Source organism: Pelomonas sp. BJYL3 (assembly GCF_027257975.1).
GTDB lineage: Bacteria > Pseudomonadota > Gammaproteobacteria > Burkholderiales > Burkholderiaceae_C > Roseateles_B > Roseateles_B flavus.
The window spans coordinates 1,207,004-1,223,369 of sequence record NZ_JANZKX010000001.1 but is presented as its reverse complement, the minus strand read 5'-3'; the positions used below and the strand labels follow the sequence as shown (position 1 = coordinate 1,223,369).

Here is a 16,366-nt window from a genome sequence, read left to right as displayed (position 1 = left end):
GCCGCGTCGGGAACGCTGGTAGGCTCCCGCTGTTTCCAGCGCAGCCTCCCTCCCATGAGCTTTCTGGCCATCGACATCGGCAACACCCGCCTCAAGTGGGCGCTCTACGCATCGCCCCAGCCGGGCGCGGTGGTGCTGGCCCATGGCGCCGTGTTCCTGGAGAACATCGAGCGCCTCGCGGAGGACGAATGGCGGCGCCTGCCCGCGCCCCGCAGCATGCTGGGCTGCAATGTGGCCGGCGATGCCGTGCGGCACCGGGTCGAGGAGCAGATCGAGCAGATGGAGTCCTGGGACCTGGAATCGCGCTGGGTCCATTCCACGCACCAGGCCGGCGGCATCATCAACGGCTACGACCACCCGGGGCGCCTGGGCGCAGACCGCTTCGTGGCCCTGGTCGGGGCCCGCTCCCACGTGATGCAGCGCGGCGCACCGCGGGCCGTGCTGGTGGTGATGGTGGGCACGGCCGTGACGGTGGATGCCGTCGACGCCGAGGGCCACTTCCTCGGCGGCCTCATCCTGCCCGGCCACGGCATCATGCTGCGCGCGCTGGAGAGCGGCACGGCCGGCCTGCGCGTGCCCACCGGCGAGGTGCGCGCCTTCCCCACCAACACCTCGGACGCCCTGACCAGCGGTGGCACCTATGCCATCACCGGCGCCATCGAGCGCATGCACCGCCACCTGGGTCAGCGTGCCGGCCATGAGCCCCTGACCCTGATGACGGGCGGCGCGGGCTGGAAGGTGGCGCCGGCCCTGGAGGTGCGCCACGAGCTGGTCGAGAGCCTGCTCTTCGACGGCATCCTGGCGCTGCAGGCGCATCGCCTGGCGCTCTGAGCGCCGCACCGGCCCGGCGGGGCTAGGCCCGGCCGCGCCGCAGGGCCAGCAGCCCGAGGCCTGTCAGACCGACCAGGGCATAGACGCCGGCCGTCAGCGGCAGAGCGCGGCCATTGAAGCCCATCAGGTCAAGCCAGGGAAAGATCGAGGCCTGGGTGGCGGCATAGAGCCAGAACAGGAACAGGGCCAGGAAGGTGCGCGAACCGGCGGTCCAGTGACCCAGCAGGGCGCTGAGGCTGCTCAGCAGCAGCAGGCCGCTGAGCAGAGCCAGCGCCTGCAGGGGCGCCTGCATCCCCCAGCGCACCAGGACCGGCGCATGGAACAGCAGCCCCAGCAGCGCCGCGCTGGCAAAGGGGGTCAGGCGCCTGCGCTCGGGGCCGCCCGGCGCCACGGCGGCCAGCGCCAGCGTGCGTGCCTGGTGGTCCTGCGCGCCCAGGCCGCAGACCATCACGCCCCAGCAGGCCGTGGAGACCAGCACCACCGGCCCGAGCGAAGCCAGGGGAAGGCTGAGGCCCAGGACCATCATCAGGGGCAGGGCCAGCAGCGCCCAAGGCTGGCCGACCAGGGCCAGGCAGACCTGGGCCAGCACCTGACCGGGCCAACCGGGCACCCGCGCGCACAGCGGCAGCAGGCGGCCCGCCAGGCGAGCCAAGGGCTGCTGGGCGTTGACCAGCGCCGTGCGCCAGCGTGAGCCCGTCTTGGCCGCCGCGGGCCGGACGCGGTCCGGGTCGTAGCGGTGGAACAGCCAGAGGGCCGGCAGCAGGGGCAGCAGGGCCAGCCCGGCCGAGGCCAGACGCAGGGCGACCAGCGGCCAGGACCACACGCCCTCGGGCAGCTGGCCGACGCCCAGCGCGGGGTCGAAGCTCGAGACGCCGATGCTCACACTGTTCGTGCCCATCAGCTGGCCCAGGCGCAGGGCGAGCGCCGACATGCCCGACAGGTCCAGCGCCAGTATCGGATGCAGCCCCTGGGCGTCCTTGTCGAGGGTGAAGGGCAGGGCCGCGAACTGGCCCACCCAGCAGGCGAAGAAGAACAGGTCGCCCCGGCGTCGCATCAGGGGGGCCCAGGCATCGCACAGCAGGGCCACGCTGGCACACAGCAGCAGCGGCGGGCCCATGCCCAGCAGCCACATGGCCAGGTAGGGGCCCAGCTGCAGCGGGGCCTCGCCGTGCATCAGCTGCAGCAGCATCACCGTGAGGAGGTCGACGCCGGCCAGCGTCATCAGGAAGGCCACGGCACCGAGCCATCGGCTCAGCAGCAGCCCGAAGGCCGGTGCCGGCGCCGTCGCCAGCAGGGCGGCCGCCCCATGCTGCAGGTCCTGCTGCGTGCGCCCGCGGACCAGGAAGAAGCCCAGCAGGCCGAAGAGCAGGTTGCCCATCATGCCGCCGCCGACCGACAGCGTGTGGCTGTCATAGAGCATGCGCTGGTCATTGACGGCGAACAGGGTCACCTCGCCGGTGTTGTCGGGAATCATGAGCCAGCTGGCGGCGATCACCAGCCCGAGGATGAGCAGGCTGGAGCTGCGGCGCGCGCGCAGCACCCACTCGTGGCGCGCGAGCGTGAGCACGAGGCCGAGCGTCCCGCCGACGATGCCGTGGCGGGCGCTCATGCGGCCATCCCCAGGCCCTGCGTGTCCGCATAACGCTGTGCCATCAGAGCCTCCTCGAGGCTGGGCAGGGCGGCCTGGGCCTCGGCGCAGGGGCGTTCCGTGTGGGCCATGCGGACCTGGATCAGGCCACCCTGGCGCTGGGCCTGCAGCACGTGCACCTGCTGGCGCAGGGATTCGTAGTGGCCGGGCTCCAGCAGGGCGGTCCAGACCTGACCCTCGGCCCGTGCCATCAGGGCCTCGGGGCTGCTGAAGGCCAGCAGGCGGCCGCGGCGCAGGATGGCCAGGTGGGTGGCCATGTTCTCGATGTCCGAGACGATGTGGGTGGAGACGATCACCAGGCGCGAGAAGCCCAGCTCGGACAGCAGCTGGCGGAATCGCAGGCGCTCCTCGGGGTCCAGGCCGGCGGTGGGCTCATCGACGATCAGCACGTCCGGGTCGTTGAGCAGGGCCTGCGCGATGCCCAGGCGCTGGCGCATGCCGCCCGAGAAGCCGGCGGCCATGCGGTCGGCCTGCTCGTGAAGGTTGACCAGCTCCAGCAGTTGCTGGATGCGGCGGCCATCGCGCACGCCCTTGAGCGCGGCGAAGTACTGCAGGAATTCGCGCGCCGTCAGCTGCGGGTAGACGCCGAAGTCCTGCGGCAGATAGCCCAGGCGGCGGCGCATCAGCTCGGGGCGGGCGACGATGTCCTGGCCGTCCAGCAGGATGCGCCCCTGGCTGGGCCGGCTGAGCGTGGCCAGCATCTGCATCAGCGTGGTCTTGCCCGCACCGTTATGGCCGACCAGGCCCACCAGGCCGGCGCCCAGTTCCAGGTTGAGGCCATCGATGGCCCGGTGGTCTCCGAATGTCTTGACCAGCTCTTGAATGCTCAGCATGCCGCCTCCTCATGAATCTGGCGCGCAGCGTAGCGAGGCGACCCCGGCGGGGCACGGGGATTCAGACAGAGTGGCGCGGCGGGCGGACAGGCTGCACCGGCGCAGCCGTGGCCGTGGCGTGAGAAGCGCCGGGCGTGGGGCGTGGGGACGCGCGGCGCGCCTAGTCGGGACGCTTGAGCTGGCGGAGCTCCTCGCGCACGGCGCCGAGCTCCTCATGCACGGAGCGCAGCTGGGCGTGCAGGTCGCGCAGGATGTCCTTCTCGACCTCCCGTTCGGTGCTTTCCACCCACATGGCCGCGATGGCGGCGGTGACCAGGGAGAGCACCGCATAGCCCAGCAGCACCACGAAGACCGAGAAGATCTTGGCGGCAGCCGTGGTGGGCACGATGTCGCCATAGCCCACGGTGGCGGCGGTGGTGAAGGCCAGCCACATGCCGTCGGCCGGCGTCTTGACGCGCGGCTCCAGCACCCAGAAGCCCACGCCGCAGAACAGCAGCACCATCAGGGCCAGCAGCAGGAGGTAGCCCAGGCCGCCGCGCGTGACCCAGCTCTTGATGGCCCAGACCATCCTCAGCAGGGTCAGCAGCGAGACGAAGAGCCGCCCCGCCAGCGCCAGGCCCGACTCGGCGCTGGGCGGCAGCAGCGCGGAGGCCAGCAGGCCGGCCATCAGCACCAGGTCCAGCATATTGCTGCGCCAGTACTGCTGCGGATGCGAGCACAGCCGCCCCACGCGCCACAGCGACAGGCCCACGAGGCCCGCCGCAACCAGGTAGATGGCGATGGCCAGCGGCGTGGGCAGGCTCTCGATCAGCTCGATGTAGAAGGCCGGAATGGTGCACAGCAGGGCGATCAGCACCGGCCAGCGCCAGCGCTGCTCCGCGTGCGTGGCGGCGGTGTTGAGCTGGCTGGGCCGGGAGAGGCCCCAGCTGCGGGTGCTGATGCGATGCGGCATCCGGCAAGCCTAAGCCGTGCCAGGTCTTGCTGTCTTGATGTCCGTCAAGCAGCCGGCCTCAGAGGATGAAGCGCGACAGGTCCTCGTTGGCTGCCAGCGCCGCCAGGCGCTCGTCCACGGCCGCGGCGTCGATGCGCACGGTCTGCCCGCCCATGTTCGGCGCGTCGAAGCTGATCGGATCCAGCAGGCGCTCCATCACCGTGGCCAGGCGGCGCGCGCCGATGTTCTCGGTGCGCTCGTTGACCTCGCAGGCGATCTGGGCGAGGCGGCGGATGCCGTCGGGCAGCAGCTCCAGCGTCACGCCCTCGGTGGCCAGCAGGGCCTGGTACTGCTTGACCAGGCTGGCGTGGGTGCTGGAGAGGATGGCTTCGAAGTCATCCACGCTCAGCGAGCTCAATTCCACGCGGATGGGGAAGCGGCCCTGCAGCTCGGGGATGAGATCGCTGGGCTTGGCCAGGTGGAAGGCGCCCGAGGCGATGAAGAGCATGTGGTCGGTCTTGACCATGCCGTACTTGGTGGAGACGGTGCTGCCTTCCACGAGGGGCAGGAGGTCACGCTGCACACCCTGGCGCGAGACCTCGGCGCCACTGCCCTCGGAGCGGCTGGTCACCTTGTCGATCTCGTCGATGAAGACGATGCCGTTCTCCTGCGCATTGAGCAGGGCCGCGGCGCGGATCTCTTCCTCGTTGACCAGCTTGGCCGCTTCCTCCTCGACCAGCAGCTTCATGGCCTCGCCGATCCTGAGCTTGCGGCTGCGCTTCCTGCCGGCGCCCATCTGCGAGAACAGGCCCTTCAGCTGCTCGGTCATCTCCTCCATGCCCTGGGGGCCGAGGATCTCCATGCTGGGCTTGGGCTCGGCCAGTTCCAGCTCGATTTCCTTGTCGTCCAGCTGACCTTCGCGCAGGCGCTTGCGCATGACCTGGCGGGCGGTGTTGTCCGGCGCCGGGGCGCTGGGCGTGGCAGTGAAGCCGAACTCGCTGCCGCTGGCGGAGCGGGGCGGTGGCACGAGCGCGTCGAGGATGCGCTCCTCGGCGGCGTCCTCGGCGCGGGTGCGCAGGCGGCGCATCTGCAGCTCGCGCTCCTGCTTGACGGCGATCTCGACCAGGTCGCGCACGATGCTGTCCACGTCCTTGCCCACATAGCCCACCTCGGTGAACTTGGTGGCCTCGACCTTGATGAAGGGCGCGTCGCTGAGCTTGGCCAGGCGGCGGGCGATCTCGGTCTTGCCCACGCCGGTGGGGCCGATCATCAGGATGTTCTTGGGCGTGATCTCGCCACGCAGCTTCTCCTCGACCTGCTGGCGGCGCCAGCGGTTGCGCATGGCGATGGCCACGGCGCGCTTGGCCTCCTGCTGGCCCACGATGTGGCGGTCGAGTTCGGAAACGATTTCTTGCGGAGTCATGGACATGGGCGTCCTCGTTCGGTGCGATGGCGTGCGCTCAGGCGCGGGCGACGCCGTCCAGCGTCTCGAGGGTGTGGGTCTGGTTGGTGTAGATGCAGAGGTCACCGGCGATCTCCAGGGATCGCTTGACGATGTCCGCCGCGCCCAGCTCGCTGTGCTGCAGCAGGGCGCGCGCGGCGGCCTGCGCATAGGCCCCGCCGGAGCCGATGGCCACGATGCCCATCTCGGGCTCCAGCACGTCGCCATTGCCGGTGATGATCAGCGAGGTCTCGGCGTCCGCCACGGCCAGCATGGCCTCCAGGCGGCGCAGCACGCGGTCCGTGCGCCAGTCCCGCGTGAGCTCCACGGCGGCCCGCACCAGGTGCCCCTGGTGCTTCTCCAGCTTGGACTCGAAGCGTTCGAACAGCGTGAAGGCATCGGCCGTGGCGCCGGCAAAGCCGGCCAGCACGCGCTCCTTGTAGAGCTTGCGCACCTTGCGCGCGCTCGCCTTCACGACGATATGGCCCAGCGTCACCTGGCCGTCACCCCCGATGGCGACCTGGCCGTTGCGGCGCACGCTGACGATGGTGGTCCCATGGAACACCGGATCTTGGGAAGCGGATGCAGTCATAGCCATTCCAGCTGAGGGCGGGAAGGGCATTTTCAAGCCGATGCCTCGAGGCCCGTCAGTGCCTGAGCGCAGAGGAAGGGCTAGGGCGGCGCATCCCGGCTCAGGAGCCAGTCCCGCTGTGCGAAGCGCCCTCCTCGCCCCTGCACGGCTCCAAACCAAGAGCACTCGGCGCAGCCGGTGCTGATAGAGCCCCCAGGGCCCCTACCCCTGCACGGCTCCAAACCAAGAGCACTCGGCGCAGCCGGTGCTGATGGAGCCCCAGGGCCCACGCCCCTGCACAGATCCAAACCAAGAGCACTCGGCGCAGCCGGTGCTGATAGAGCCCCAGGGCCCCTACCCCTGCACGGCTCCAAACCAAGAGCACTCGGCGCAGCCGGTGCTCGCCCCGCACGACGCCTGCGGATCCGGCTTTGCCGGGCCGCCAGGCGTGCCCCCTTGAGGGGGCGGCCGAAGGCCGTAGGGGGTGGTCAATCAGACCGTTCTGACTTTGACCCGCGCGTGCTCGTTGATGCCCATCGCACCGAAGAACAGGGCCACCAGGCGGTGGGTGTCCTTGAAGACGACGTTGCGGTTCTCGCTGCGGCGGCTGAGCACCCAGTTGAGCAGGTCGCCGGCGGCCAGGAAGTCCAGGCGGATCAGGGCCGGGCAGGACACCTCGATCAATGAGGCCGCGCCCAGCTCGCTGCTCATCAGATTGAGCGTCTCGCTGATGTCGCCATGCAGTTGGCCGCTGAGCTCCAGCTGCACGGCCTGGCCCAGCTTGGTCTGTTCGCCCAGGCTGGTCTCGAGGAAGGTGCTCTGCGCGTCCAGGGCCTGCTGCTGCGTGGTGGAGGTGGGGCCCTGCGTGGACAGGCTGTTGCCGCTGACCCGCACCAGGCACTTGGCCTTCTCCCAGGACGGCGGCGAGACCTCGTAGGTGACGCAGTAGTCGATGGCAGCTTCGTCGAACTGGTCTGGCCGGTTGACCAGGCGCAGCGCTTCCATGCGCAGCATCCAGAGGGCCGGATCGACATCGCGGACGCCCACGGGCGCCATGTCCTTGATCACCTGCAGGAACTGGTCGCCGGCCAGCCAGCGGATGTCCAGCGCCTGCTTGGACCAGTCCTTGAACACGGACTGCAGCTTGGCGCAGCCTTCGGTGTCCAGTTGCTGGAGGTCCTTCCAGTCCAGCACCCAGGGCATGGGCGAGGACTCGCAGCGCGAGCGCATCTGCTGCACGGCCTCGGCGTCGAGGTAGGCCGGGGCGGACCAGCAGACGGCGCCGGGGCTGCCCTTGGGCGGGCGCACCTTGCGCTGCTGCTCGGCCACCATCTTGGGCATGGAGAACCACTGCGGCGCCGACAGCCCGAACTGCTGCGCGTACTCCAGCGCCAGGGCCTCGAACTTGCTCTGCTGGCCGGTGGCGCGGTAGAAGTCGAAGAGCACCAGCCAGGTCTCGGCATGCAGATTGCGGCTGCCGCCGGGTTGGGTGAGCTCCGTGAGGCTGCGCTCGCAGCTTTCGTTGTCCGCGTTGGCGAAGGCGATCACGGCTTCGTCCAGCTCGGCGTCGTGCACGACCTCGTTCACCTCGATGGCCGCGCTCTCCGTCATGCGGAAGCTGAGGCCCGGGTTCATGGGCATCAGCTCGGGCAGCTCGCTGGGCGCGCCCTCGGCGGGCGGCGGGAGCTTGGTGTCGACCACGGCGGCCGCGGGGACCGGCGTATTGCTGGGCCGCTCGCGGCCAGGCGCCGGTGCGGCCGAGGTGGGCGCGGGCGAGGCGGCCGCAGGGGCGGCGCCGCCTCTGGGAATCTCGGTGTTGGGGACTGCGGGCATGGTCGGCGCGAAGGCCGCCGCCCGGGTGCTGGTCTCGAAGAAGCCGGAAGAGGGCGGCGAGGGCGCACGGGCGAAGCTCTCGCCCACCATCTGCTGCTCGATCTCGTCGATCTTGGCCTTGACCTGCAGGTCCACCCGCTGGCCCATGTCGCTGTTCATGCGCTCAACCTCGTCCATGCGTGACGAGGAGGCGCCCAGGGCGGCCAGCTGCTCGGGCGAGAGGCCCTCGCGGCGGATGCGGCGCAGCATGTCCAGCTCGCGCTTGCGGACGAAGTCATTGCGCCGCTTGCGCTCCACCATGGCCCGCAGCTCGGCCTTGGCGGCGTCGGCCTGCGGGTCGTCCTGGCGCGAATTGATCTCAGCCCAGTCGGTGGTCGGGTTGGCGACAAAGCGCGCGACCTTGCGGAAGAAGCTCTCGCTGTCCTTGGGGTCGGTCATGCGGTTCCTGATGGGCTGGGACGGGGGGCCGGCAAGGGCGGGTCGCGGCGACTCAGTCGCCGAACATCTTCTGTTTCAGCTCGCGGCGCTGCTGGGCTTCCAGCGACAGCGTGGCCGTCGGGCGGGCGATCAGGCGGCCGAGGCCGATGGGCTCGCCGGTCTCGTCGCAATAGCCGTACTCGCCGCTGTCCAGGCGCTGCAGCGACTGCATGATCTTCTTCAGCAGCTTGCGCTCGCGGTCACGGGTGCGCAGTTCCAGGGCGTGCTCTTCCTCGATGGTGGCGCGGTCGGCCGGATCGGGGACGATGGAGGTGTCTTCGCGCAGATGCTCGGTGGTTTCGCCGGCATTGGAGAGCAGGCTCTCCTTGAGTTCGTTCAGCTTGGCGCGGAAGAACTCAATCTGCTTGTCATTCATGTACTCGCTGTCCGGCATGGCCAGGACTTCGGCGTCGGTCAGTTCGTTGCCAGGCTTGGATTTCCAGGCGTTCGCGAGCTTGGGGTCGGCTTTCACGGCAGGGCGGGGCGTTTCAATCAAGGGACTACTCGAGGACCGCGCAGGCGGCTTGGGGGGGGCGAAGCGATCGGCAAAGCGGCTGGCGGCGGCCGGAGCCTCCGTCACCACGGTGTCGGCATCGCCGGAAGGGGCGGCACTGGCCTTGGCGGCAGATTTGCTGGCCTTGGGTGCCGACCGCGCAGCGGCCGGAGCCGGGGCAGCGGTGGATTTCGGGGCCTGGGTCTTGCTCACTTTCAGTCTCCTCGCAGGGTGTTTATACCTGCTTCAAAGGGCACTTCGCCAACGGGACCAGTTCTGGGGACCAGCTTCGCCAAACTTTTGCCAATCCTGCTGTCCTGCCTTTGTGGGGCAGGGCGATCCCCTGGGGGATCAGGGCCGGTGCCAGGGGGTGACGGGAGGTCATCCCCTGAGCCAGCGCTTCTGTCAGTTTTGGGCGCCGCGGATTGTAGCCATAGGGAGTGGCACCCAACTGACAGAGTGTGTCACTAGGCGAGACAGCCTTCCAGTCCCTGCAGCAGGATCTCCTTGGGCAGGTCGATGCCAATGAAGACCATCTTGCTCTGCTTCTTCTCGCCGGGCATCCAGCGCGGGCCCAGATCCGAGCCCATCAGCTGGTGCACGCCCTGGAAGATCACCTTCTTGTCGGTGCCCTTCATGTAGAGCACGCCCTTGTAGCGCAGCATCTTGGGACCGTAGACCTGCACGATGGCGCCCAGGAACTCTTCCAGCTTGGCCGGGTTGAAGGGCTTCTCGGCGCGGTAGACGAAGGACTTCACGTCATCGTCATGGGCGTGGTGGTGCGGATGGTCGCAGTGCTCGCCATGCTCATGGTCGTGATCATGGTGATGATGGTGGTGGTCGTGGTCGTCGGCCTTGAGGAAGTCAGGGTCGATCTCCAGCTTGGCATTCAGATTGAAGCCGCGCAGGTCGAAGACGCGGGCCAGCTCCACCTCGCCGAAATGCACGCGCTGCTGCGGTGCGCGCGGGTTCATGTGCTTGATGCGGTGGGCCAGGGCGTCCACGGCGGCCGGGTCGCAGAGGTCGGTCTTGGACAGGAAGATCTGGTCCGCGAAGCCGATCTGGCGGCGCGCCTCCTGGCGGGTGTTGAGCTGCTCCTCGGCATGCTTGGCGTCCACCAGGGTCAGGACGGAGTCCAGCAGGTAGCTCTCGGCGATCTCGTCGTCCATGAAGAAGGTCTGGGCGACAGGGCCGGGGTCGGCCAGGCCGGTGGTCTCGATGACCACCCGGTCGAACTCGACCTCGCCCTTGCGGCGCTTGGCCGCCAGGTCCGACAGCGTCGTGCGCAGGTCCTCGCGGATGGTGCAGCAGACGCAGCCGTTGCTCATCTGGATGATCTGCTCCTTGGTCTCGGTGAGCAGGATGTCGTTGTCGATGTTCTCCTCGCCGAACTCGTTCTCGATCACGGCGATCTTCTGCCCATGGGCCTCCGACAGCACGCGCTTGAGCAGGGTGGTCTTGCCCGAGCCCAGGAAGCCGGTGAGGATGGTGGCGGGGATCAAACCAGGGGAGTTACCTTGAGACATGGCTGGCGCAGGCGACGGCAGCCGCCCGGAGAAAAATAGACAGAGGCCCCAACAAATGGAGGCGGCCGACTGTCTTTCAAGTCCCTGTCAAAGTCAATCGGTTATTCTTTGCGTCCCCCAACTACGACACGAGTGCCTGTGTCTGAACCACAGCCTAGTCGATACCCCCATGCCAAGAGTGGGGGTACGAGGCCCGGAGCGGAATCGCCCGCGGCCAAGAGAAATCTGCTCGAACGCCTGCTGGAATTCCTCCACCCCGGGCCGGACTCCACCCGCGAGCTGATCGAGACCCTGGCGGACGCCGAAGAGCGCGCCCTGATCGCCCCCGAGTCGCGCCAGATGCTGGAAGGCGTGCTGCGCATGGCCGAGCTCAGCGCGGGCGACGTCATGGTGGCCGCGCCGCGCATGGACCTGCTCTCCATCGATGCGAGCTACGACGAGCTGCTGGCCATGGTGATCGGCACCGGCCACTCGCGCTTCCCGGTCTACGAGGGCCAGCGCGACAACATCATCGGCATCCTCATGGCCAAGGACCTGCTCAAGCTGCAGCGGGCGCCCGAGCTCAATCTGCGCACCCTGCTGCGACCGGCCGTCTTCGTGCCGGAAAGCAAGGGCCTGAACGAGCTGCTGCGCGACTTCCGCGCGAACCGCAGCCATCTGGCCATCGTGATCGACGAGTTCGGCAACACGGCCGGCCTGATCACCATCGAGGATGTGCTGGAAGAGATCGTCGGCGAAATCGAGGACGAGTTCGATGTGGACGAAGCCAGTGACGCCGGCATCTACACCCTGGCCGACGGCAGCCAGCGCGTCGCCGGCGACACCCACATCGAAGCCGTCAACGAGGCCTTCGGCCTGCACCTGGCCAGCGAGGACTTCGACACCATCGGCGGCCTGCTGGCCCACGAGCACGGCCGTGTGCCGCGCCGCGGCGAGGTGGTGGAGCTGGGCGGCCTGAGCTTCAGCGTGATGCTGACGCGGGGCGGTTCGGTGCGCTGGTTCAAGGTCACCCGGCTGCCCGCCGCGACGCCGGCCGAGCCGGCTGCATGAGGCCTGTGACGCGCCTGGCCCGCTGGACGGAGCGGCTGGTGCCGGGCGCCGTGCTGCTGCTGGCCGTGGGGGCCGGCGCGCTGCAGACGGCCGCCTTCGCCCCCACCGAGGCCTGGTGGCTGCAGCCCCTGGCCCTCGCCCTGCTGGTGGCCCTGGCCTGGGACGCTTCGCCGCGCCGCGCGGCCTGGGCCGGCTTCTTCTTCGGCCTGGGCTGGCTGGCCAGCGGCCTGTGGTGGCTCTACATCAGCCTGCATGACTACGGCCATCTGGCGGCGCCTTTCGCCGTCGCGGCGGTGCTGCTGCTCGCGGCCTTTCTCTCCCTCTACTACGCTGGCTCCTTGTGGGCCTTTGCCCGCTGGCGTCGGCCCGGGGCGGCCGCCCGGGTGGGCCTGTTCGCGGCGCTGTGGCTGATGGCCGAGCTGGCCCGGGCGCAATGGCTGACCGGCTTTCCCTGGATCGCCAGTGGCTACGCGCATGCCGTCGGTCCGCTGGCGGGCTGGGCACCCTGGATCGGCGTCTACGGCATCACGGCCCTGGCGGCAGGCCTGGCAGCGGCCCTGGCGGCGCTGACGCTGGCGCGGGCCTGGGCTCCGCTGGTGGCGGTGCTGCTGCTGGCCGGGCTGCCGGCCCTGCTGCCGTCTTCCTTTACCCAGGCCAGCGGCGAGATCCACCTGTCGCTCCTGCAGCCCGATGTGGCCCAGGACCAGAAATTCGATCGCGAGCTCTGGGACCGCAACCTCGATGCCCTGCTCAGGCAGGCCGAGAGTGCCCGCGGCCAGCTGGTGCTGACGCCGGAATCCGTCGTGCCCCTGCCCCTGGCCTACCTGGAGCCCGAGGTGGTGCAGCGCATCGCTGCCATCGGCAAGGAGCGCCCGCTGCTGCTGGGCAGCTTCCTGGGGGACGACAGGACCGGCTTCATCAACTCCCTGGTGGCCGTCGGCGCGCCGGTCCAGCCGGATGGCAATGCCTACAGCTACGGCAAGCGCCACCTGCTGCCCTTCGGCGAGTTCATCCCGCCCGGCTTCCACTGGTTCGTGCAGGCCCTGCGCATTCCCCTGGACGACCAGGCCACGGGCACGCACCAGCGCGCCCTGGTGCTGGGCGGGCAGCGCATCCGCCCCCTGATCTGCTACGAGGACCTCTTCGGCGAGGACTTCGCCCAGAGCCTCGTGGGCCCCGAGGCCGCCACGGTGCTGGCCAATGTCAGCAACCTGGCCTGGTTCGGCCCGCGCATGGTGCAGGACCAGCACCTGCAGTTCTCGCAGATGCGCTCGCTGGAGTTCCAGCGCCCCCTGGTGCGTTCCACCAACACCGGCGCCACCGCCGCCATCGACCACCAAGGCCGCGTGACCGCCCGCCTGCCCGCCGAGGTGCCGGGCGTGCTGGAGGTGCAGGTCCAGGGCCGGACCGGCGCCACGCCCTATGCGCGCTGGCTGGCCGCTCTGGGGCTGTGGCCCGCCTGGGTCCTGGCCCTTGCCGCCGTGCTGGCTCTGCGCCGGCCTGCGCGGCGCGCTTGATCCACCGCGGCCGGTGCCCGCCATGGGCACCCGTAGAATGGGCCGCTTCCTTCAACGCCCGTGCCGCCGTCGCGGCTGCAAACGGGCCTTACCGCCGTACACCACCATGCTGAGCTTCCAGCAAATCATTCTGAAACTTCAGGAATACTGGTCCGCCCAAGGCTGCGCCCTGCTGCAGCCCTATGACATGGAGGTCGGCGCCGGCACCAGCCACACCGCCACCTTCCTGCGCGCCCTGGGCCCAGAGCCCTGGAATGCGGCGTATGTGCAGCCCAGCCGCCGTCCCAAGGACGGCCGCTACGGCGAGAACCCCAACCGCCTGCAGCACTACTACCAGTTCCAGGTGGTCCTGAAGCCCGCACCGGCCAACATCCTGGAGCTGTACCTCGGCTCTCTGGAGGCCCTGGGCTTCGACCTGAAGAAGAACGACGTCCGCTTCGTCGAGGACGACTGGGAGAACCCCACCCTCGGCTGCTGGGGCCTGGGCTGGGAGGTCTGGCTCAATGGCATGGAGGTGACGCAGTTCACCTACTTCCAGCAGGTCGGCGGCATCGACTGCAAGCCCATTACCGGCGAGATCACCTACGGCCTGGAGCGCCTGGCCATGTATCTGCAGGGCAAGGAGTCGGTGTACGACCTGGTCTATGTCGAGGGCAAGAATGGTGCCCCGGACATCAAGTACGGGGACGTCTTCCACCAGAACGAGGTCGAGCAGTCGACCTACAACTTCGAGCACAGCGACGTCGACTTCCTGCTGCAGGCCTTCGCCGCGCATGAGAAGCAGTCCCAGCACCTGATGACGCAGCAGCTGGCGCTGCCGGCCTACGAGCAGCTGCTCAAGGCCGGCCACACCTTCAACCTGCTGGACGCCCGCGGCGCGATCTCGGTGACGGAGCGCGCTGCCTACATCGGCCGCATCCGCAACCTGGCCCGTGCCGTGGCGCAGGCCTATGTGGACAGCCGGGCCCGCCTGGGCTTCCCCATGGCGCCCAAGGCCTGGAGCGAGGAAGTGCTGGCGAACCTCGCCAAGCAAGCTGAAAAGAACGCAAAGAAGGCGGCCTGAACCGTATGAGCACTCCGCAGAACCTCCTCGTCGAACTGTTTGTCGAAGAGCTGCCGCCCAAGGCGCTCAAGAAGCTGGGCGAGTCCTTCGCCACCGTGCTGGCGGACAGCCTGAAGGCCCAGGGCCTGGCAGGCGCTGATGCCGCCGTCACGCCCTTCGCCTCGCCGCGCCGCCTGGCCGTGCACGTGACGGGCGTGGCCGCCAAGGCCGCCGACCGCGCCGTCCAGCAAAAGCTCATGCCCGTCGCCGTGGCCCTGGCCGCCGATGGCCAGCCCACGCCGGCCCTGCTGAAGAAGCTGGCCAGCCTGGGCGCCGACGCCAGCGTCGTGCCCCAGCTCAAGCGCCTGCCGGACGGCAAGGCCGAAGCGCTGTTCCTGGACTCCATGGTCGCCGGCGCCACCCTGGCCGAAGGCCTGCAGAAAGCCCTGGACGAGGCCCTGGCCAAGCTGCCCATCCCCAAGGTGATGAGCTACCAGCTGGCCGACGGCTGGAGCAGCGTCAACTTCGTGCGCCCGGCCCACGGCCTGCTTGCGCTGCATGGCTCGACCGTCGTGCCCGTGGCCACGCTGGGCCTGCAGTCCGGCCGCGAGACGCTGGGCCACCGCTTCGAGGCCGCGCAGCCGCGGCTGTCCATCGAGAGCGCCGACAGCTATGGCCAACAACTGCGCGAGCAGGGCGCCGTCATTGCCAGCTTCACCGAGCGCCGGGCCGAGATCCTGGCCCAGCTCAATGCTGCTGCGGCCAAGGAAGGCCTCAAGCCCATCGAGGACGAGGCCCTGCTGGACGAGGTCTGCGCGCTGGTCGAGCGCCCCAATGTGCTCACCTGCCAGTTCGAGCCCGAGTTCCTGGCCGTGCCGCAGGAATGCCTCATCCTGACGATGAAGGCCAATCAGAAGTACTTCCCGCTGCTGGATGCCGCGGGCAAGCTGACGCACAAGTTCCTCGTCGTCTCCAACATCCGCCCGGCCGACGCCAGCGCGGTGATCGGCGGCAACGAGCGCGTGGTGCGCCCGCGTCTGTCGGACGCCAAGTTCTTCTACGACCAGGACCGCAAGAAGACCCTGGCCGAGCGGGTGCCAGGTCTTGCCAAGGTGGTCTACCACGGCAAGCTGGGCAGCCAGGGCGACCGCGCCGAGCGCGTGCGCGCCATCGCCCACGGCCTCGTCAACATGCTGCGCATGGCCACCGTGCCTTACACGGTCGAGGCCCGCGACGAGTTCGAGGTGCTGGACAGCAAGGTGCAGCAGGCCGCGATGCTCGCCAAGGCGGACCTGCTGACCGACATGGTCGGCGAGTTCCCCGAGCTGCAGGGCATCATGGGCGCCTACTACGCGCGCCACGAGGGCCTGCGTGACGGCGTGGCCATCGCCATCGAGGACCACTACAAGCCGCGCTTCGCCGGCGACGCCCTGCCGCGCAACCACACCGGCACCGTGCTGGCCCTGGCCGACAAGCTCGAGACCCTGGTGGGCCTCTTCGGCATCGGTCAGCTGCCCACGGGCGACAAGGACCCCTTCGCGCTGCGCCGCCATGCGCTGGGTGTGATCCGCATCCTGGTCGAGAAGAACCTGCCGCTGGATCTGCCCGCGCTGATCGACACCGCCGTGCCGGCCTTTGGCGAGCTGATCACCAACCCGCGCGAGGCCCTGCTGGGCTTCTTCGCGGACCGCGTGGCCGTCTCGCTGCGCGACCAGGGCTACAGCGCCCAGGAAGTGGACGCCGTGCTGGCCCTGAACCCCAGCCGCCTGGGCGACGTGCCCCGCCGCCTGGAGGCCGTGCGCGCCTTCGCCGCGTTGCCCGAGGCCGCCTCGCTGGCCGCCGCCAACAAGCGCGTCAGCAACATCCTCAAGAAGATCGAGGGTGAGCTGCCCACGGCCGTGGACGCCGCCCTGCTGACGGAGCCCGCCGAGCAGGCCCTGGCCGCCGCGCTGGCCGAGGTCCAGCCGCAGGCCGACACCCTGTTCGAGCAGCACGACTACGCCGGCTCGCTGAAGGCCCTGGCCGCGCTGAAAGGCCCGGTCGATGCCTTCTTCGACGGCGTGATGGTCAATGCCGAGGATGCCGCCCTGCGCGCCAACCGCCAGGCATTGCTGAACCGCCTGCACGGGGCCATGAACCGCGTGGCCGACCTCTCCCGTCTGGCTTCCTGAGG

The 16,366-nt window shown here is 69.3% G+C and carries 13 protein-coding genes; 5 read left to right on the top strand and 8 right to left on the bottom strand.

The genetic code is table 11. From position 1 onward, the window contains the following. The first annotated feature begins 54 nt into the window (after positions 1–54). Entirely contained in the window at positions 55–831 is a 777-nt protein-coding gene (locus O9Y01_RS05425) for a type III pantothenate kinase (protein WP_269630468.1), read from the top strand. Positions 832–853: 22 nt separating this feature from the next. On the opposite strand, the gene O9Y01_RS05420 is transcribed toward O9Y01_RS05425, so the two are convergent. The 8 genes from O9Y01_RS05420 to O9Y01_RS05385 all read right to left on the bottom strand — a co-directional run bounded on the left by O9Y01_RS05420 (position 854) and on the right by O9Y01_RS05385 (position 10,584). Next, complete coding sequence (locus O9Y01_RS05420) at positions 854–2,440, bottom strand: hypothetical protein (protein ID WP_269630467.1); 1,587 nt, start codon at positions 2,438–2,440, stop codon at positions 854–856. After that, complete coding sequence (locus O9Y01_RS05415; RefSeq protein ID WP_269630466.1) at positions 2,437–3,312, bottom strand: ABC transporter ATP-binding protein; 876 nt, start codon at positions 3,310–3,312, stop codon at positions 2,437–2,439. Before O9Y01_RS05415 ends, O9Y01_RS05420 begins: the two co-directional genes overlap by 4 nt. Before the next feature lie 160 nt (positions 3,313–3,472). Further along, complete coding sequence (locus O9Y01_RS05410) at positions 3,473–4,264, bottom strand: potassium channel family protein (RefSeq protein WP_269630465.1); 792 nt, start codon at positions 4,262–4,264, stop codon at positions 3,473–3,475. A 58-nt stretch (positions 4,265–4,322) separates the two neighbouring features. Then, the gene (gene hslU, locus O9Y01_RS05405) at positions 4,323–5,666 is read right to left on the bottom strand and encodes an ATP-dependent protease ATPase subunit HslU (RefSeq protein ID WP_269630464.1); all 1,344 of its coding nucleotides are present in this window, start codon (positions 5,664–5,666) and stop codon (positions 4,323–4,325) included. A 37-nt stretch (positions 5,667–5,703) separates the two neighbouring features. Beyond that, positions 5,704–6,282, bottom strand: coding sequence for an ATP-dependent protease subunit HslV (gene hslV, locus O9Y01_RS05400; RefSeq protein ID WP_269630463.1), 579 nt, complete (start codon positions 6,280–6,282; stop codon positions 5,704–5,706). A 465-nt stretch (positions 6,283–6,747) separates the two neighbouring features. After that, a complete protein-coding gene (locus O9Y01_RS05395) occupies positions 6,748–8,526 on the bottom strand; it encodes an STAS domain-containing protein (protein ID WP_269630462.1) in 1,779 nt (592 codons plus the stop codon). 52 nt (positions 8,527–8,578) lie between these two features. After that, entirely contained in the window at positions 8,579–9,271 is a 693-nt protein-coding gene (gene dksA / locus O9Y01_RS05390; RefSeq protein ID WP_269630461.1) for an RNA polymerase-binding protein DksA, read from the bottom strand. Between the two features lie 254 nt (positions 9,272–9,525). Next, complete coding sequence (locus O9Y01_RS05385) at positions 9,526–10,584, bottom strand: CobW family GTP-binding protein (RefSeq protein ID WP_269630460.1); 1,059 nt, start codon at positions 10,582–10,584, stop codon at positions 9,526–9,528. Between the two features lie 138 nt (positions 10,585–10,722). Here O9Y01_RS05385 and O9Y01_RS05380 point away from each other — a divergent pair, with 138 nt between their 5' ends. The 4 genes from O9Y01_RS05380 to glyS all read left to right on the top strand — a co-directional run bounded on the left by O9Y01_RS05380 (position 10,723) and on the right by glyS (position 16,364). After that, positions 10,723–11,634, top strand: coding sequence for an HlyC/CorC family transporter (locus O9Y01_RS05380; protein ID WP_442952710.1), 912 nt, complete (start codon positions 10,723–10,725; stop codon positions 11,632–11,634). Continuing rightward, positions 11,631–13,151: an apolipoprotein N-acyltransferase gene (lnt, locus tag O9Y01_RS05375; protein WP_269630459.1), complete on the top strand. Its 1,521-nt coding sequence runs from the start codon at positions 11,631–11,633 to the stop codon at positions 13,149–13,151. Before O9Y01_RS05380 ends, lnt begins: the two co-directional genes overlap by 4 nt. Positions 13,152–13,257: 106 nt before the next feature. Further along, positions 13,258–14,214 carry a glycine--tRNA ligase subunit alpha gene (gene glyQ, locus O9Y01_RS05370; RefSeq protein WP_269630458.1) on the top strand — a complete coding sequence of 319 codons (957 nt, stop codon included), beginning with the start codon at positions 13,258–13,260 and terminating at the stop codon, positions 14,212–14,214. Positions 14,215–14,219: 5 nt separating this feature from the next. After that, positions 14,220–16,364 (top strand): glycine--tRNA ligase subunit beta, encoded by a 2,145-nt coding sequence (gene glyS, locus O9Y01_RS05365; protein ID WP_269630457.1) that lies wholly within the window; start codon positions 14,220–14,222, stop codon positions 16,362–16,364. The last annotated feature ends 2 nt before the right edge of the window (positions 16,365–16,366 follow it).